Origin of the sequence: Kitasatospora sp. NPDC059462 (assembly GCF_042749955.1) — a bacterium.
Lineage (GTDB): Bacteria > Actinomycetota > Actinomycetes > Streptomycetales > Streptomycetaceae > Kitasatospora.
Window position 1 is genome coordinate 1 of sequence record NZ_JBHYUU010000089.1, and the last position, 17622, is coordinate 17622.

Consider the following 17622-nt stretch of genomic DNA (forward strand, 5'->3'; position numbering starts at 1 on the left):
GCCGGCCGCCGCCGTGGCCCCCCGGGGGGGGGCGCCGCCCCACCCGGCGGCGCCCGCGGGGCCGGTGCTCGACGGGGGGGCGGGGGGGGCGCGGGCGTCCGCCGGGGTGACCGGGCGGTGCATGGTGGTGACGGCGCCGAAGCCCAGCAGGGTCCGCAGGTACGGGGTCCGCTCGGTGCGGGTGGCCGTGAAGCCGTGGCGCTCGTAGAGGGCGCGGGCGCGCGGGTTGACGTCGATGACGTCGAGGCGGATGCGGTGGCAGCCCTGCTCGGCGGCGACCGCCGCGACCTCGGTGAGCAGCAGTCCGCCGATGCCCCGCCCGCGCTGCCCGGCGTCCACGGCGATGCCGTCCATCACCAGTTCTCCCTGCCCGGGCCTGCGTTCGAACAGCGCGAGGACGGCGAGCCGGGGCAGGCCCAGGACCGGGCCGTAGGCGGCGAGCACATCACCGGCGCCGCCACCGGTCAGCCCGCGCCCGCCGAGCCGGTAGCCCGCGACGCCGACGACCTCCCCGCCCTGCACGGCGACGATCCCCCGGTCGTGGTGGAGGTGCCCGGCGATGAAGGCGCGGCCGGCCTCGGGCGGGTCGAGCGCCGGGCCGAGCTTGCGGCCGAAGGCCTCCCAGTACAGCGCGGCGACCCTCGCCTCGGCGCCGGCCGGCACCGCGCGCAGCAGCGCGGGCCCGCCGCCCCCGTCCTCGCTCCCCATGGTGGTGCGCCCCTCTCGTCGCGTTCCGGATTTGCGTGATCGACCCTACAACGTTCATTCTCGAAACGAGCGTTTCTATGGCGATAGTTCTGGAGGGGATTCCATGGAGCAGACCCGAACCGGGGCGGCCACCGCCGCCGCAGCGCGCCGCGAGGGGGCCGGTCCGACGCGGCTCGCGGACGTCGACGCCCTGCGCGGCTTCGCGCTGTTCGGCATCCTGACCGTCAACATCACCTACCTCGCCTCCGCCTACCACGGCACCGGCGTGGACGAACCGGGCTTCGGCTCACCGCTCGACACCGCCGTGCGGGCCGTGGTGGCGCTGCTGTTCGAGGCGAAGTTCTTCCTGCTGTTCTCGTTCCTCTTCGGCTACAGCTTCACCCTCCAGCTCGACTCCGCCGAACGGCGCGGCGTCCGCTTCACCCCGCGCTTCCTGCGCCGCCTGGCCGGCCTCTTCGCGCTCGGGCTGCTGCACGCCGTGCTGCTCTTCCCCGGCGACATCCTCACCACCTACGCGGTGCTCGGACTGGTCCTGCTCGCACTGCACCGGATCCGGCCGCGCACCGCGGTGCGCACGGCCGTCGCCCTGCTCGCGGTCACCGCCGCCGCCTACTGGCTGCTCGCCCTGGCCCTGCGCGGCGCCGACGGCGGGGACCGGGCCGCCGCCGCGGCCGACGCGCAGAGCGCCACCGAGGCCCTGCGCGGCGGGTTCGGGGCGGTCGTCGGGGCGCACCTCGACCAGCTGCCGAACGTGCTGTTCCTGCTGGTGTTCTTCCAGGCCCCGGCGGCCCTCGCGGCCTTCCTGCTCGGCCTGGCGGCCGGCCGGCACCGGGCCCTGGCCGACCTCGCCCGCCACGACCGGACGCTGCGCCGGCTCCAGGCCGTCGGCTTCCCGCTCGGACTGCTCGGCGCCGGTGTCTACACCTGGTCGGCGCTCGGCCACCCCGGTCCGGCCGCCGAGGTGTTCGCGCTCGGGGTGGACGTGATCACCGCGCCGGCGCTGGCCGCGGCGTACGCGGCGACCGTGCTCCGGCTGGCCGCCGGGCGGCACGGGCGGCGGCTGGTGGCGGTGCTGGCGCCGCCCGGGCGGATGACGCTCACCAACTACCTGACGCAGTCGCTGGTCTGCGTGCTGGTGTTCACCGGCGTGGGGGCCGGGCTGGTCGGGCGGGTGGCGCCGGCCGGGGTGGCGCTGATCGGTGTCGCGCTGTTCGCGGCGCAGGCCGTGTTCTGCCGCTGGTGGCTGGCCCGGCACCCGTACGGCCCGGTGGAGTGGCTGCTGCGCGCGCTCACCACGCTGTCCTGGCCGCGCCTGCGCGGCGCGGCGGACGCGGGCACGACGCGCCCGGGCGGCTGAGCCGTCCCCGGCGGTGACGCTCCGTCAGCGCCCCTGCTCGGCAGTCTCCCTCCCACGGCTGATTGCCGTACGCCATCCGGGTGAATTCGTGGCTTCCGCTGTTTTCGATCATGGGCGGCTATGCTGCCGCCCGGTCAGGCCCTCGCGAAAGCCCTCGCGACGGGCGCTTCGGGACGAGGGCGGGAGCCGAGAAGATGATGGGACCGGCGCATTCGTTGTCGGGCGCGGCGGCATGGCTGGGCGTGGGAGCGATCGCGGAGGCCATGGGCGAACCGATGCCCTGGCCGGTACTGCTGACAGGGGCGCTGATCTGCGCGGGCGCCGCGCTGGCGCCGGACCTCGACCACAAGGCGGCGACCATATCCCGGGCGTTCGGCCCGGTGTCGAGGATCCTCTGCGAGGTGATCGACAAGCTCTCCTACGCCGTGTACAAGGCGACCCGCAGCAGGCACGACCCGCGCCGCTCCGGCGGCCACCGCACCCTGACCCACACCTGGCTCTGGGCGGTGCTGTGCGGCGCGGGCGCGTCGGCCGTCACCGTGTGGGGCGGCCGGTGGGGCGTGCTGGTGGTGCTCTTCGTGCACATGGTGCTGGCGATCGAGGGCCTGCTGTGGCGCCAGGCCCGGGTCTCCAGCGACGTCCTGGTCTGGCTGCTCGGCGCGGCCTCCACCTGGCTGATCACCGGTGTGCTGGACAAGCCCGGCAACGGCGCGCTCTGGCTGTTCGACCAGCCGGGGCAGGAGTACCTGTGGATCGGCCTGCCGATCACCCTCGGCGCGCTGGTGCACTGCCTGGGCGACGCGCTGACCGTCTCGGGCTGCCCGGTGCTGTGGCCGATCCCGATCGGCCGCAAGCGCTGGTACCCGCTGGGGCCGCCGAAGGCGATGCGGTTCCGGGCCGGCAGCTGGGTGGAGCTGAAGGTGCTGATGCCGGTGTTCATGGGCGCCGGCGGACTGTGCGCGGTGGGTGCGCTCGGCTACTTCGGCTGATCCGGCGGGCCGCCCGCGCACGGGCCCCGCACCGGGAGGACTTCCTCCGGTGCGGGGCCCGTGCCGTGCGGGCGGGGGCGCTCTCAGTGCTGGTGGCCCGCACCGCCGTGCCCGGTCGGCTCGGCGGCGGGTGCCGGGGTCCCGGCGGCCGGCCCGGTGGCGGGCGCAGGGATGGCGGGTGCGGGGGTGACGGGCGCGGGGGTGACGGGCGCCGGGGTGCCGCCGACGGGGAGGGTGAACGCGGCGGTGTGCACGGTGCCCTCGTGCCGGAAGTCCAGGAACAGCCGGTACTCACCGCCGCTGGGCGCCGTGGTGGTGAAGGTGATCGCCGGCCCGCCGGCCGTGGCGGCGCCCTCGGGCAGCCGGCCGTCGGGGTGGACGTGCAGGTAGGCGAGGTCGCCGGCGCGCAGCGCGACCAGGTGGCCGGCCGCGCCGAGGTACGGCTGGAGGTCGGTGACGGGCCGCCCGTCCCGGCCCACGTTCAGCGTCAGCTGCCCGGCCCGGCCCGGGGTGAGCTCTCCGTCCAGGGTGACGGTGTAGCCGTCGACGGTGACGGTCCGTCCGGTCTGCGGCAGCGGGGCCGGGCGCAGCTCGCCGGCGACGTGCAGGTCCGCGCCCAGGGTCAGGCCCTCGGCGGCGTCGGCCGGGGTGAAGTCGGCGAACACCCGGTACTCCCCGGCGGCCGGCAGGGCGACGGGCGCGCTCCAGGTGCCGTCGGCGGCCCGGACCGGGTGGAGGTGCTGGAAGTCGGAGAGGTCGCGCGGGGCGACGATCAGGTGCAGTTCCTTCTCGTGCGCCGGGCGGTAGGCGGTGACCGGGCGGCCGTCGGCGCCGAGGACGCGGAACCTCAGCTCGGCCGGGGCGCCGGCGGTGGCGAAGGGGTTCTCCAGGGCGAGCGTGTAGCCGCGTTCGGAGATCTGCAGGCCGCCGGGAAGCCGTTCGGCTGCTGCTGCCGCTTCGGTTCCCGCCGCGCCGGTGTCGGCGGGGGCCGGGGTGTGCCCGGCGTGCGCGGCGTTCGTGGGGCGCGCGGCGGGCGTCCCGTCGCCGGTGAGGTGGCCGACGCCGTACGCGGCGCCGAAGGCGGTGGTCACGCCGGTGGCGAAGGCGGCGATCTTCAGGGCGGTGTTCATGGCGGACTCCTCGGTGCGCGGGCGTGGCCGGGTGGGGCGGGGGCTGGTGGGGGAACGGCGGTTCAGGCCCGCATCAGGCGGGCGATCGCCTGCGAGGCCTCGGTGACCTTGGCGTCGGCGTCCGCGCCGCCCTTGGCGATGGCGTCCTGGACGCAGTGCCCGAGGTGGTCGTCCAGCAGCTGGAGCGCGACCGACTGGAGCGCCTTGGTGACGGCCGAGATCTGGGTGAGCACTTCGATGCAGTAGCTGTCCGAGTCGACCATCCGCTGCAGTCCGCGGATCTGGCCCTCGACCCGGCGCAGCCTGCGCTGCACCTGGTCCTTCTCGTGGTGGTAGCCGGGCATGGGGATCTCCAGGGGTCGTCGAGCTGGTCCTCCGACGCCCCTGATTAGATACCCCCTAGGGGTATGGGGTCAAGGGTGGCCGATCCCGGGCGAGGGCTTGCGGGACATACCCCCCAGGGGTATAAATGGAGTCATCGCCAGCCGATACCCCCGCCGGGTATCGCGACCCTGCTACTCACGGAGGACCCCATGTCCTGCTGCTCCAGCGACGGCACCTGCTCCACCGGCTCGACCATCACCGTCGACCCCGCCGCCACGGCCGTCACCACCGTCTACGCCGTCGCCGGGATGACCTGCGGCCACTGCGAGCAGGCCGTCGGCAAGGCGGTCTCCGCCCTCCCCGGCGTCACCGCCGTGCGCGTCGACGTCCCGGCCGGCCTGGTCACCGTCTCCGCCGCCGCGGAGCCGGACGAGGCGGCCCTGCGCGCCGCCGTCGACGACGCCGGCTACGAGCTCACCGGCCGGGCCTGACCGCCCGGCGGGTCCGGGGCCCGGCCCCCGGCCGGCGCCGCCTCCACGAACCCCCTGGGGGTATCGGGCCCCGGACCCCCGCCCGCCCCACCGCCCCACCGACGACCCACGAGGAGCCCAGATGACCACCCAGGCGCCCGCCTCCACCGAGGTGGAACTCCAGATCGGCGGCATGACCTGCGCCTCGTGCGCCGCCCGGATCGAGAAGAAGCTCAACCGCATGGACGGGGTCACCGCCACCGTCAACTACGCCACCGAGAAGGCCAAGGTGAACGTCACCGGCGCCGTCGAGGTCGCCGACCTGATCGCCACCGTCGAGGCCACCGGCTACACCGCCGCCGTGCCCCGCCCCGCCGCCGCCGAGTCCGCCGCGGGCCCGGACGACGGTGCCGAGCCCGCCGACGAACTCGCCCCGCTGCGGCAGCGGCTGATCACCGCACTCGCCCTGGCCGTCCCGGTCATCGCCATGGCGATGGTCCCCGCCCTCCAGTTCGACAACTGGCAGTGGCTCTCGCTCACCCTCGCCGCCCCCGTCGTCACCTACGCCGCCTGGCCCTTCCACAGGGCCGCCTGGACCAACGCCCGGCACGGCGCCGCGACCATGGACACCCTGGTCTCGCTCGGCACCGGCGCCGCGTTCCTCTGGTCGCTGTGGGCGCTGTTCTTCGGCCACGCCGGGATGCCCGACATGCGGCACGGCTTCGAGTTCACCATCGCCCGTTCCGACGGCTCGTCCAACATCTACCTGGAGGCCGCCGCCGGGGTCACCGCCTTCATCCTGGCCGGCCGCTACTTCGAGGCGCGCTCCAAGCGCACCGCGGGCGCCGCGCTCAAGGCGCTGCTGCAACTCGGCGCCAAGGACGTCACCGTGCTGCGCGGCGGCGCCGAGCTCCGCGTCCCGGTCGCCGAACTGACCGTCGGCGAGCTGTTCGTGGTCCGCCCCGGCGAGAAGATCGCCACCGACGGCGTGGTCGTCGAGGGCGCCTCCGCCGTCGACGCCTCGATGCTGACCGGCGAGTCCGTGCCCGTCGAGGTCGGCCCCGGCGACACCGTCACCGGCGCCACCGTCAACGCCGGCGGCCGCCTGGTCGTCCGGGCCGCCCGGGTCGGCGCCGACACCCAGCTCGCCCGGATGGCCAGGCTCGTCGAGGACGCCCAGAGCGGCAAGGCCGCCGCCCAGCGGCTCGCCGACCGGATCTCCGCCGTCTTCGTACCGATCGTCATCACCCTGGCCCTGGCCACCCTCGGCTACTGGCTCGGCACCGGCGAGGGCTGGACCGCCGCCTTCACCGCCGCCGTCGCCGTGCTGATCATCGCCTGCCCCTGCGCCCTCGGCCTGGCCACCCCGACCGCCCTGATGGTCGGCACCGGCCGCGGCGCCCAGCTCGGCGTCCTCATCAAGGGCCCCGAGGTGCTGGAGAACACCCGCCGGGTCGACACCGTCGTCCTGGACAAGACCGGCACCGTCACCACCGGCCGGATGACCCTGCTCGCCGTGCGCACCGCCGAGGGCGTCACCGAGGACGAGGCGCTGCGTCTGGCCGGCGCCCTGGAGCACGCCTCCGAGCACCCGATCGCCGCCGCCATCGCCACCGCCGCCGCCGAGCGCCTCGGCACCCTGCCCGCCGTCGAGGGCTTCGAGAACGTCCCCGGCCTCGGCGTCCAGGGCGTCGTCGACGGCCACGCGGTGGTCGCGGGCCGCGAGTCCCTGCTCGCCGCGTGGTCGCAGCACCTGCCCGCCGCGCTCGCCGGGGCCAAGCGCGCCGCCGAGGCCGCCGGCCGCACCGCCGTCGCGGTCGGCTGGGACGGCGAGGCCAGGGCCGTCCTGGAGGTCGCCGACGCGGTCAAGCCCACCAGCGCCGAGGCGATCGCCCAACTGCGCGCCCTGGGCCTGCGGCCGGTGCTGCTCACCGGTGACAACCGGCTGGTCGCCGAGGCCGTCGCCGCCGAGGTCGGCATCCCCGCCGAGGACGTGATCGCCGAGGTGCTGCCGCAGGACAAGGTCGCGGTGGTCCAGCGGCTGCAGGGCGAGGGCAAGGTCGTCGCGATGGTCGGCGACGGCGTCAACGACGCCGCCGCGCTCGCCCAGGCCGACCTCGGACTCGCCATGGGCACCGGCACCGACGCCGCCATCGAGGCCGCCGACCTCACCCTGGTCCGCGGCGACCTGCGCGCGGCCGCCGACGCCATCCGCCTCTCCCGCAGGACCCTGGGCACCATCAAGAGCAACCTCTTCTGGGCCTTCGGCTACAACGTCGCCGCCCTGCCGCTGGCCGCCGCCGGCCTGCTCAACCCGATGATCGCGGGCGCGGCGATGGCCTTCTCCTCGGTCTTCGTGGTCGGCAACAGCCTCCGGCTGCGGACCTTCCGCTGACCCTCCGGGCCGCCGATCCCGCCCCCGGATCCCGTCCGCCGGATCCCGCCCGCCGGTCCCCGCGAGCCCCCGGAACCACCCGGTTCCGGGGGCTCGGGCGTGTCCGCCCGCACGCCCCGGGCCGGCCGCCCCGGGCCGCCCGGCCGCACCGGCCCGAGGAGCCGCACTGGCCCGATGAGGGGACACCGCCGAGGCGTTCCCGCAGGTCGGCGGCCCGGTGACATAGCCTGGCGCCTTGCCGCCCCGCCGTCGGCCGGACGGCTCTCGGGACCGTGGACAAGGGGTGCAGGGTGGCTTCCTCGGCGACGGAGGGCCCGGGCGAAGGCGCCCCGGGGCACGGCCGGCGGTTCCGGGCCTGGCTGCTCGAAGGCCTCTCCGACATGGCCAAGCAGCACCCCGGACCGCACGCCCAGGCACCCGCCGAACGCGGCCGCCCCTGGTGGCGGGTGATGTGCCTGACCGGCCTCGACTACTTCTCCACCCTCGGCTACCAGCCCGGCATCGCCGCCCTCGCCGCCGGCCTGCTCTCCCCGGTGGCCACCGTCGTCCTGGTCGTCGTCACCCTCTGCGGCGCCCTGCCCGTCTACCGCAGGGTCGCCCGGGAGAGCCCGCACGGCGAGGGCTCGATCGCGATGCTGGAACGCCTGCTCTCGTTCTGGCAGGGCAAGCTCTTCGTCCTCGCCCTGCTCGGCTTCGCCGCCACCGACTTCATGATCACCATCACCCTGTCCGCCGCCGACGCCACCGCCCACCTGGTCGAGAACCCGCACCTGCACGACGCCCTGACCGGCCGCCAGGTCCCCATCACGCTGGTGCTGATCGCCCTGCTCGGCGGTGTCTTCCTCAAGGGTTTCAGCGAGGCGATCGGGCTGGCGGTCTTTCTGGTCGGGATCTACCTCTCGCTCAACGTGGTCGTCGTCGTCACCGGCTTCTACCACGTGCTGCGGTCCCCGCACGTGGTCGGGGACTGGGCGGACGCGCTGACCGCCGAACACGGCAACGTCCTCGCCATGGTCGGCGTCGCCCTGGTGACCTTCCCCAAGCTGGCGCTCGGCCTCTCCGGCTTCGAGACCGGCGTCGCCGTCATGCCGCACATCGAGGGCGACCCCGACGACACCGAGGAGAAGCCCACCGGCCGGATCCGCGGCGCCCGCAAGCTGCTCACCACCGCCGCCCTGATCATGAGCGTCTTCCTGATCACCACCAGCTTCATCACCACCCTGCTGATCCCGAAGGAGGCCTTCGAGAAGGGCGGCCAGGCCAACGGCCGGGCGCTCGCCTACCTGGCCCACGAGTACCTCGGCAACACCTTCGGCAGCGTCTACGACCTCTCCACCATCGCCATCCTCTGGTTCGCCGGCGCCTCCGCGATGGCCGGCATGCTCAACCTGCTGCCGCGCTACCTGCCCCGCTACGGCATGGCCCCGCACTGGGCGAAGGCGGTGCGGCCGATGGTCATCGTGCTCACCCTGATCGCCTTCCTGGTCACCTGGATCTTCGACGCCGGCGTGGACGCGCAGGGGGGCGCCTACGCCACCGGCGTCCTGGTGCTGATCAGCTCCGCCGCCATCGCCGTCACCATCGCGGCCCGCGCCGCCCGCCAGCACCGCTGGACGATCGGCTTCGCGGCCATCGCGGCCGTCTTCCTCTACACCACGGCCCTCAACATCGCCGAACGCCCCGACGGCGTGAAGATCGGCGCCTGCTTCATCGCCGCCATCATGCTCGTCTCCTTCCTCTCCCGCCTCAAGCGCGCCTTCGAACTGCGCGTCACCGACGTCGTCTTCGACGAGGCCGCCGAGCGCTTCGTGCGCGACTACACCCACCGGCCGCTGCGGCTGATCGCCAACGAGCCGAAGCGCCGCGACCTCGCCGAGTACCAGGCGAAGAAGCACCAGATCCGGGCCGACAACGACATCCCCGCCGAGGACGACCTGGTCTTCGTCGAGGTGACGGTCCGTGACCCGTCCGAGTTCGAGGCGGTGCTCACCGTGCACGGCGAGGTCCTGCACGACCGCTACCGGGTGCTCTCGCTGGAGAGCTCCAGCGTCCCCAACGCGCTCGCCGCGCTGCTCCTCACCGTGCGCGACCGCACCGGCCAGCAGCCGCACATCTACTTCGAGTGGACCGAGGGCAATCCGTTCGCGCAGTTCCTGCGGTTCTTCCTGTTCGGGCAGGGCGAGGTCGCGCCGGTCACCAGGGAGGTCCTGCGCGAGGCCGAGCCGGACCGCTCCCGCCGCCCGCGGGTGCACGTCGGCTGAGGGGTTGTGCCGATGGGGCGTCAGATGCCTACCATGGCGGCCCCGCCGGCCCCGCCCCGCCCTTCCGCAGAGGAGCAACGCCCGTGCGCCATCGAAGGTTCGGTTCGATCGCCCTGACCGGGGCCCTCGCCCTCGCCGCCCTCGGCACCGCCCCGGCCGTCGCCGCCTCCCCGGTCGCCGCCCCGGCCGGCGCGGGCTCCCCGGGCGTCGCCGCCGCCCCGGGGAGTCCGCGGCACGGTGTCGAGGTGTTCGGCGACGACGGCTCGATCGGCCGGGCCACCGTGCCCGCCGCCTCCCCGTACCTGACCGGCGGCCGGCCCGGACTCGCGCCCGCCCCCGGGGACGGCGAGGTCACGCCGATCCTGCGCGGCGGCGAGCCGGCGGACAAGGTCGACGTCGTCGTCATCGGTGACGGCTACACCGCCGCCGAGCAGCAGAAGTTCCGTGCCGACGCCCTCGCCAAGTGGCAGGAGCTGAGCGCCGTCGAGCCGTACGCCGCCTACCGGGGCCTGTTCAACGTCTGGGCGGTCGCCACCGTCTCCGCCGAGTCCGGCATCACCGGCGATCCGGACCGCGCCACCGTCCGGGACACCGCCCTCGGCTCCTACTTCTGGTGCGAGGACATCGAACGCCTGCTCTGCGTCGACACCGCGGCCGTCGAGACCTACGCCGCCAAGGCCCCGCAAGCCGACCTCGTGCTCGTCGTCGCCAACACCGCCAAGTACGGCGGCGCCGGGTACAACGTCGCCTCCCCGCTCGGCTACGACGGCATCGCCACCGTGGCGGGCGGCAACCCCAGGGCGGGCCAGATCGCGGTGCACGAGACCGGCCACTCACTCGGCAAGCTCGCCGACGAGTACTTCTACGACGGCGACGACGTCTACCCGGCCGAACTGGGCGAGCCGGACGAGCCCAACATCAGCATGTCCACCGCCGACCGGCTGGCCCGCGACCACGCCAAGTGGTACCGCTGGCTCGGCCGCACCTCGCCCGACGGGGGAGTGGTCGGCAGCTACGAGGGCGGCGGCTACTACCCCAAGGGGCTGTACCGGCCCACCGAGAACTCGATCATGCGGTCGCTGGGGCGGGAGTTCAACCTGCCCGGGCGCGAGGCGATGATCGCCGGCTTCTACCGGCACGCCGTCCCGCTCACCAGCCCCACCCCGGCCGGCACCCCGCTCACCCGCGCCGACCGCCTCACCGTCGACCTCCCGGTCACCGGCACCGTGCTGCGCTGGTCGGTGGACGGCCGTGAGCTGCCGCAGTGGCGCGGCCGCACGTCGGTCAACCTGGCCACCGCCCCCCTCCCCGGCCCGCCCGGCCGCGTCCACACCCTCACCGCCACCGCCACCGACCCCACCCCCGCCGTCCTCGACCCCACCCTCCGCCCCCGCCTGACCGCCACCCTCACCTGGCCCGTCACCCGCTGACCGGGCCCTCCCCGGCCCGCCGCCCGCACCCGCACGCCTGCGGCACGAGAAGTCGGCGGGTCCGACTTCCCACTCCCGGGCCACGGCCCCGCCCGGCCTTCGGCGCGCAGGGTCGGCGGGGCCGACTTTCTGCTCCGGGGCGCGGCGTCAGGCCGCCGTGAGGACGGTCTCGTCGTAGGGGGTGACGGGGGTGAAGCCGAGGCGGCGGTAGAGGGCGAGGGCGGTGGGGTGGTCGGCGCGGACGTTGAGGCCGATGTGGTCGGCGCCGCCCTCCGCGAGGAGCTCGCACAGGCGGGCCGTGCAGGCGGCGGCGAGGCCCCGGCCGCGGGCGTCCGGGTGGGTGGTGACGTTGCCGATCACCGCCACCCGACGTCGCGGCGAGGAGACGTGCACCCCGGCGGTCGCGACCAGCCGGCCCGCGTCGTCCCGGATCCCGACGTACGGGCCCGCGGTCAGCATCCGTTCGTCGAACCAGTTGCCCGGGTACCCGGCGGCGAACAGGGCGAGCAGGTCCGGCAGGTCGGCCGGGCCGAGCAGCCCGGCGCCGCGCCCGAGGTGGGGCGCGAGGGCGGTGCGGTCGGTGAGCGCCATCCGCAGCATCGCCGTCCGCCGTTCGGCGCGGTAGGCCGGTGCGAGGGCGTCCACCCCGCCGGTGGTGAGGTGGGCGAGCAGGCGCCGGGGCAGGACCGGCCGCATCGCCCGCAACAGCCCGGCCAGTTCGCCTGTGCGCTCGGACCGGGCCAGACCGAGCAGGGTCGGCACCTCCCCGACCGTGTACAGCAGTGCCACCGGGCCGTCCGCCGAGGCGGTGTACCAGGCGGTGTGCGACCAGAACGGCTCGTCCAGATCGCCGAGTTCGAAGAGGTGCAGCTCCGGGTCGCGGCCGAACCGGTCGGCGAGCACCGCCCGGTCGTGCAGGCTGGTCAGCGGGGCCCAGGCTGCCGAAGGGGCGGACGAGGCCGAAGGAGCGGAATCGGAGGACACCCCGCCGAGCCTACGCCCGCCCGTCCGCTCCCCGGTCGGCCGGGCCGAGGAGCGCACGCAGCCGGCCGGGCGGCAGACCGGCGGTCCGGTGCATCACCCGGGTCAGGTGTGCCTGGTCGCTGAAGCCCAACTCCTGGGCCAGCAGCGCGAGTCGCGTCTCACCCTCGGTCAGCCGCTCCAGCGCGAGGGCGACTCGCAACCGGTTGCGGTAGCGGGCGATGCCCTCGCCCGTCGCGGCCCGGAAGATCCGGCTCAGGTGGTACGGCGAACAGCCGACCGCCCGCCCCAGCTGGTCCAGCCCGAGCCCGAGGTCGGCCGCCAGGGCCGCCCGCGCGGCGTCCACCAGCTGCCGGCGCGCGGCGTCCCGGGCCGGTCGGCCGCTCTCGACCCGGGCCGCCGGGGCCAGGGCCGACAGCACCTCACCCGTCAACGCCAGGGTCCGTTCGGCCAGTTCGAAGGAGTCCGCGCCGTCGCGCGCCCGGGCGGTCAGCAGCCGGTGGGCCACCGCCATCCGGGCCGTGGTGAACACCAGCCCCTGCGGCACCTCGGGGTCGCCGCCCAGCAGGGCGGCCACCTGCGGCTCGGAGAGCAGCACCTCGGTGTAGACGTCCCCGCCCCGCGGATGCGCGAACTGCTGCTCGCAGCCCATCCGTTCGACGTACACGCAGGCCGGGTCCAGCACCTGCTCGACCCCGTCGGCGCGCCCCTGGAACATCCCGCGCCGCACCAGCGCCAGCCCGAACACCGGTGCCGGCCGCAGGTCCGTCCACCCGTGCGGCGGATCGAGGCAGCTCACATCGGCGACGTACAGGTCGCCCTCGTCCAGCAGGCACGCACGCTCCACCGCCATGCCCGCACCCTACCCGCTCCCTCCGAGGACCACCCTCCGGCTCAACCGGTGTGCAGGATCCGGAAGTTGTCCGGGTCGGCGGGATCCCGGTCGACGACCTGGACCGGCGGCCACACCCACTGCCAGACGCCGACGCCCGGCGTGCGCGAGAACCGGACCGGCCCCCGCGTCCCCTCCACCGCCACGCGCCGCCAGTCCGCGCCGGGGGAGCGCAGCACCTCCGCGAGGACGGTGATCGTGTCGTAGCCCTCGAAGGCGACGAAGGACGGTGCCTGCGCCAGCCGCTCGCGCAGCGCCGCGCCGACGCGTGCGCCGAGCGGCCCCGGCTGCTCGGGCAGGTAGCGCAGGAACGGGACGGCGGCGCCGTCGTCGCCCAGCAGGGCCCGCCACTCGGCGAACTCCGGCTGGCCGGCCGGGGCCCCGATCAGCACCCCGGCGAGGCGCCGGTCGCGGCGGACGGCCCGGACGATCGGCACCGCCGGCTCCGGGGTGCCCGTCAGCAGGAGCAGGGCCGTCGCCCCGCTGTCGGCGAGCGCGTCGGCCAGGGCGGCGGGGGACAGGGCACGGGCGTCGAGCTCGACGAGGCTGCCGCCGCTCGCGCCGAGGTGGTCCCGCAGGATGCCGGTCCCGGACGCCCAGTAGGCGCTGGGCTCGGCCGCCACGGCGATCCGGCGGTGACCCGCGTCGCGCAGGAAGTCCGCGTAGATCCGCCAGCCGTGGGACTGCGCCGGGGCGAGCCGCGCCACCCGGTCGGTCGGCCGGTCGGTGAGCGCGTCGAGGACCGCCGACGAGCAGAGGAACGGCAGGCCGAGCGCGTCCGCCCGGGCGGCGACGGTGCGGGCGACGACGCTGTGGTACTCCCCGGCCAGGGCGGCCACCCCGAGGGCCGCCAGTTCGTCGACCGCCGCCGCGGCCCGCTGCGGATCGGCCGCGGTGTCCCGCACGACCAGTTCGAGCGGCCGTCCGGCGATCCCGCCGGCCGCGTTCACCTCGGCGACGGCCAGGTCGAGTCCGGCCAGCAGGTGCCGGCCCGCCTCGGCCCAGCCGGGCCGGGTGAGCGGGACGAGCGCGCCGATCCGCACGGACGCGCCGTCGGGGCCGTCGGGCCCGTCGGTCCGCTGCGCTTCGGGTCGTGAGGGTGACGGGCTCATGGGTCGGTGTCTCCCGGGTGGCGAGTCGGTGGCGGCGGGCCCGGACCGCAGGGCGCCGCGGCCCGTGATCATGCCCGACATTGCAGCCACGACCACCGCCCGGAAGCAAGCGATTATCGGCGCCCCGCCCGGGCGGGGAGCGGATCGCGATCGCGCAAGAAACGACAAGCCGCGGGGGCGGGCCCGGCGGGAGGCTGGAGGTGGCCGGCGCCCCGGACGGGGGTCGGGGCGCCGGCCCGGTCCGTCGGCCCCCGTGCTGCACTGCCCCGAGCGAGGAGTCCCGGTGAACGATCCGACCACCCCTTCCGCGTCCTCCACGTCCTCCACGTCCTCCGCCGCGCCCGGCCGGCGCCGGGTGCTGCGCGGGGCGCTCGCCCTCGCCGGTGCGATGGCGCTGCCGCCGTTGGCCGCGCCGTCGCCCGCCGTCGCCGCGCCGCCCACCGGGTCCGCCGTCGCCGTGCGGCGGTTCGGCCGCTACGAGGTGCTGGCCCTGCTCGACGCGCACGGCCCCTTCCCGGGAACCCGCCAGGCCGCCTTCCCCGACGCGACGGCCGCCGACTGGGAGCGCGCCCGCCGTCTGGACCCGGCGGCGTTCGGCCCGGGCGACACCTGGGAGCCGGACTTCCGCTGCTACGCCGTCCGCCGCCCCGGCGGCCGGGTCACCCTGGTCGACACCGGCATCGGCCCGGTCGGCAGCCCGGCCTCCGGCTGGGCTCCCGTCCCCGGCAGGCTGCCCGCGGTGCTCGCGCGGGCCGGGATCGCCCCGGCGGACGTCGAGGCGGTGGTCCTGACCCACCTGCACGAGGACCACTACGGCTGGTCGGTCACCCCCGAGGGCGCGCCGGTGTTCCCGAACGCCCGCTACCTGGTGCAGCACGCCGAGGTCGCGGCCCTGGGGCCGACCCGGACGGCCCGCACCTACGTCGTCGAACCGCTGCTCCGGGCCGGGCGGCTGGACGAGGTGGACGGCCGCACGGTGCTCTCCGGCCGGGGCCGTCCCGGCGGCGCCATCACCCTGCTGCCCACCCCCGGGCACACCCCGGGCCACCAGTCGGTGCTGGTCGAGGGCGGCGGCGACCGGTTGTTGGTGACCGGGGACGTCCTGGTCCACGCCGTCCAGCTGGCCTCGCCCGCCGTGGGCTACCGCTACGAGGCCGATCCCGCGACGGCCCGCCGCAGCCGCGAACAGCTCCTCGACGACGCCCGCCGCAGCGGCGCGGTGCTCGCCACCGCGCACCTCAACCGGCCCTTCGTCCGGCCGTGGGCCGTGGAGGTGTCCACCGGCTGACGCCGCCCCGGTCCGCGGCCCCGTGCGGCGTTGTGGCGGGGGGTGTGGTCGCGTGGTGTCGTCGGGCGGTGGGCCGTGGAGGTGTCCGTCGGTTGACGCCGCCCCGGTCCCGTGTGGCGTTGTGGCGGGAGGGTCGGGGTGTGGTCGCGTCGTGTTGTTCGGCCGTGGGCCGTGGAGGTGTCCACCGGCTGACGCCGCCCCGGCCCCGTGCGGCGTTGTGGCGGGGGGTGTGGTCGCGTGGTGTCGTCGGGCGGTGGGCCGTGGAGGTGTCCGTCGGCTGACGCCGCCCCGGTCTGCGGCCCCGCGCGGCGCTCTGGCGGGACGGGCCGGCGTGTGGTCCCATCGCGACGAGGGGCGGGTGGGGGCCTGCCGGAGCCGAGAGGGGTCGGGTTCGCATGGACGAGCAACCGTTCCGCACCGCGCAGGCCGGGGACGCCCCGGTCGTCCTCGCCCCGGACGGCGCCGTCGTCAGGCCGCTGCTGGCGCTGGACGGCCTCGGCAGCCAGGCCGTCTTCGAGCTCGCCCCCGGTGCGGTGACCCGGGCGGTGTCGCACGCCACCGTGCGGGAGCTCTGGTACGTCACGGCCGGGCGCGGGCGGATCTGGCGGCGGCAGTCCGGCCGGGAGAGCGTGGACGCGCTGTGCGCGGGGACGTCGGTCTCGGTGCCGCTGGGGACGGCCTTCCAGTTCCGCGCCGAGGAGGACAGCCCCGGCCCGCTGCGGATCGTCGCCGTCACCATGCCGCCCTGGCCGGACGGCTCGACCACGGAGGCCCGCCCCGAGCGCGGTCCCTGGCAGCCCACGGTGGGCTGACGGGGCCGGCGGCCCGGGGCGGGCCTCCGTCGAGCGGCTCGGGGCGGCTCGGACGGCTCAGATCGGCAGGACCAGGTCCTGGCCGGGCTGGATGAGGTCCGGGTCCTCGCCGAGCAGGGTGCGGTTCCGCTCGTACAGCACCGGCCAGCCGCCGGGGATCCCGAACCGGTCGGCGATGCTCTCCAGGGTGTCGCCCGGGACCACCGTCCAGATGCCGGACCCGTCGGCCGGGGGAGGTGCGGCGGAGGTCTCCGCGGACGTTCCGGGGGCGGTCGTGGTCTCCTCCTTCTCGACGGGCGCCTTCCTCTCGGCGGGCGCCTTCTTCTCGGCCGGCCGGGTTTTCACCGGCGGCCGCTCGCTGGTGCGGGCGGCGCGGGTGCCGCAGACCGGCCACGGGCTGAGCCCGCGCCGTGCGGCGAGGTTGTCGGCGACGGCGATCTGCTGTTCGCGGCTGGCGAGGTCGGCGCGCGGCGCGTAGGCCAGGCCGCCGTTCTCCCGCCAGGTCGGCTGGTCGAACTGGAGACCACCGAAGTAGCCGTTGCCGGAGTTGATGCGCCAGTTGCCGCTGCTCTCGCAGGCGGCCACCCGGTCCCAGTCGATCACGGCCCCCCGATCGGTGCCCGCCCCACCTCCCCGACCCGGTGGCGCGGCGTGTGCCGCGGGAGCGGCGAGGACGGCTGCGGCCAGGGTGCAGGCGGCGGTGGGGAGCAGGCGGCGCAGGTGCGCGGTGGGGGGCATGGGCGGCTCTCAGGTCCGGAGACAGGGCTTGCGCCGCTCGGGAGCGGCGCGTTCCCACCGACGCACACCGGGGGCGCGGTTTCGCCGCCGACACGTCGGGCGGGTCACCCGCCCGGCCCCGCGCCGCCACCCGGGCGGCCCCGGCCGTCGCCCGTGCCGCGCCCGTACCGCTCACGCCTCCCTCCCGCCGTCCCGGACAGACGACGGCCCCCCGGCGCGGACGCCGGGGGGCCGAGCGGGAAGCGTATTCGAAAGTGCGGTGAATCCGCAGGTCAGCGGGCCTGCCGGGTCAGCGGGTCTGCTGCCGCTCGGCCGCCGCGGCGGCCTGCTTGCGCCGCTTCTCGTCCTTCTCGTGCTTCTCCTTGACCCGGACGGTCTCCTTGCGGACCTCCAGCTGGATCGTGCGCTCGCGCTGGAGCCACTCCGGGTTCTCCTCGCGCAGCTCCTCGATCTGCTCGGTGGTGAGCGCCTCCGTGATGCCGCCACGCGCCAGGCCGGACGCCGAGACGCCGAGCCGCGAGGCCACCACGGAGCGCGGGTGCGGGCCGTTGCGGCGCAGGTCCTGCAGCCACTGCGGCGGCGTGGTCTGCAGGGCGGTGAGCTCCTCGCGGGAGATCACGCCCGACTGGAAGTCGGCGGGGGTGGCGCCGAGGTAGACCCCGAGCTTCTTCGCCGCCGTCGCCGGCTTCATGGTCTGCGTGGTCTTCTGCTTGAGCGATGTCATGGTCACCAGGG

Annotated in this window: 16 protein-coding genes; 8 read left to right on the forward strand and 8 right to left on the reverse strand. The window is 75.7% G+C overall.

Features of this window, described 5'->3' with window-relative positions; genetic code table 11:
• The coding region (locus ACFXAM_RS21925; RefSeq protein WP_380293709.1) for a GNAT family N-acetyltransferase at window positions 1–708 on the reverse strand (708 nt) is incomplete at its 3' end.
• 103 nt (window positions 709–811) lie between these two features.
• Between ACFXAM_RS21925 and ACFXAM_RS21930 the strand changes: the two genes are divergently transcribed.
• Complete coding sequence (locus tag ACFXAM_RS21930) at window positions 812–2065, forward strand: DUF418 domain-containing protein (protein ID WP_380293711.1); 1254 nt, start codon at window positions 812–814, stop codon at window positions 2063–2065.
• A 194-nt stretch (window positions 2066–2259) separates the two neighbouring features.
• Window positions 2260–3054: a metal-dependent hydrolase gene (locus ACFXAM_RS21935; protein ID WP_380293713.1), complete on the forward strand. Its 795-nt coding sequence runs from the start codon at window positions 2260–2262 to the stop codon at window positions 3052–3054.
• An 83-nt stretch (window positions 3055–3137) separates the two neighbouring features.
• Here ACFXAM_RS21935 and ACFXAM_RS21940 read toward each other — a convergent pair whose 3' ends face one another.
• Window positions 3138–4184: a hypothetical protein gene (locus tag ACFXAM_RS21940; RefSeq protein WP_380293715.1), complete on the reverse strand. Its 1047-nt coding sequence runs from the start codon at window positions 4182–4184 to the stop codon at window positions 3138–3140.
• Between the two features lie 62 nt (window positions 4185–4246).
• Window positions 4247–4528: a metal-sensitive transcriptional regulator gene (locus ACFXAM_RS21945; RefSeq protein WP_380293717.1), complete on the reverse strand. Its 282-nt coding sequence runs from the start codon at window positions 4526–4528 to the stop codon at window positions 4247–4249.
• Between the two features lie 189 nt (window positions 4529–4717).
• On the opposite strand from ACFXAM_RS21945, the gene ACFXAM_RS21950 reads away from it, so the two are divergent.
• The 4 genes from ACFXAM_RS21950 to ACFXAM_RS21965 all read left to right on the forward strand — a co-directional run bounded on the left by ACFXAM_RS21950 (window position 4718) and on the right by ACFXAM_RS21965 (window position 11064).
• Window positions 4718–4999 (forward strand): heavy-metal-associated domain-containing protein, encoded by a 282-nt coding sequence (locus tag ACFXAM_RS21950; protein WP_380293719.1) that lies wholly within the window; start codon window positions 4718–4720, stop codon window positions 4997–4999.
• A gap of 121 nt (window positions 5000–5120) precedes the next feature.
• The gene (locus ACFXAM_RS21955; protein ID WP_380293721.1) at window positions 5121–7373 is read left to right on the forward strand and encodes a heavy metal translocating P-type ATPase; all 2253 of its coding nucleotides are present in this window, start codon (window positions 5121–5123) and stop codon (window positions 7371–7373) included.
• Window positions 7374–7663: 290 nt separating this feature from the next.
• A complete protein-coding gene (locus ACFXAM_RS21960) occupies window positions 7664–9634 on the forward strand; it encodes an amino acid transporter (RefSeq protein ID WP_380293723.1) in 1971 nt (656 codons plus the stop codon).
• 83 nt (window positions 9635–9717) lie between these two features.
• Window positions 9718–11064 (forward strand): M64 family metallopeptidase, encoded by a 1347-nt coding sequence (locus ACFXAM_RS21965; protein ID WP_380293725.1) that lies wholly within the window; start codon window positions 9718–9720, stop codon window positions 11062–11064.
• A 147-nt stretch (window positions 11065–11211) separates the two neighbouring features.
• Here the strand turns inward: ACFXAM_RS21965 and ACFXAM_RS21970 are convergent, their stop codons facing one another.
• The 3 genes from ACFXAM_RS21970 to ACFXAM_RS21980 are packed head-to-tail and all read right to left on the reverse strand — an operon-like array spanning window position 11212 to window position 14049.
• Window positions 11212–12048, reverse strand: coding sequence for a GNAT family N-acetyltransferase (locus ACFXAM_RS21970; RefSeq protein ID WP_380293727.1), 837 nt, complete (start codon window positions 12046–12048; stop codon window positions 11212–11214).
• A gap of 10 nt (window positions 12049–12058) precedes the next feature.
• On the reverse strand, window positions 12059–12898 hold the full coding sequence (locus ACFXAM_RS21975; protein ID WP_380293729.1) for a helix-turn-helix transcriptional regulator: 840 nt from the start codon (window positions 12896–12898) through the stop codon (window positions 12059–12061).
• Between the two features lie 41 nt (window positions 12899–12939).
• On the reverse strand, window positions 12940–14049 hold the full coding sequence (locus ACFXAM_RS21980) for an ABC transporter substrate-binding protein (RefSeq protein WP_380293731.1): 1110 nt from the start codon (window positions 14047–14049) through the stop codon (window positions 12940–12942).
• A gap of 283 nt (window positions 14050–14332) precedes the next feature.
• On the opposite strand from ACFXAM_RS21980, the gene ACFXAM_RS21985 reads away from it, so the two are divergent.
• Both ACFXAM_RS21985 and ACFXAM_RS21990 read left to right on the forward strand, forming a co-directional pair.
• Window positions 14333–15337, forward strand: a complete 1005-nt coding sequence (locus ACFXAM_RS21985) for an MBL fold metallo-hydrolase (RefSeq protein WP_380293733.1) — start codon at window positions 14333–14335, stop codon at window positions 15335–15337.
• 395 nt (window positions 15338–15732) lie between these two features.
• Window positions 15733–16149 (forward strand): cupin domain-containing protein, encoded by a 417-nt coding sequence (locus ACFXAM_RS21990; protein WP_380293735.1) that lies wholly within the window; start codon window positions 15733–15735, stop codon window positions 16147–16149.
• A 57-nt stretch (window positions 16150–16206) separates the two neighbouring features.
• On the opposite strand, the gene ACFXAM_RS21995 is transcribed toward ACFXAM_RS21990, so the two are convergent.
• Window positions 16207–16887, reverse strand: coding sequence for a transglycosylase family protein (locus ACFXAM_RS21995; protein WP_380293737.1), 681 nt, complete (start codon window positions 16885–16887; stop codon window positions 16207–16209).
• Between the two features lie 289 nt (window positions 16888–17176).
• On the reverse strand, window positions 17177–17611 hold the full coding sequence (locus ACFXAM_RS22000) for a DUF5997 family protein (protein WP_380293739.1): 435 nt from the start codon (window positions 17609–17611) through the stop codon (window positions 17177–17179).
• Window positions 17612–17622 lie beyond the last annotated feature (11 nt).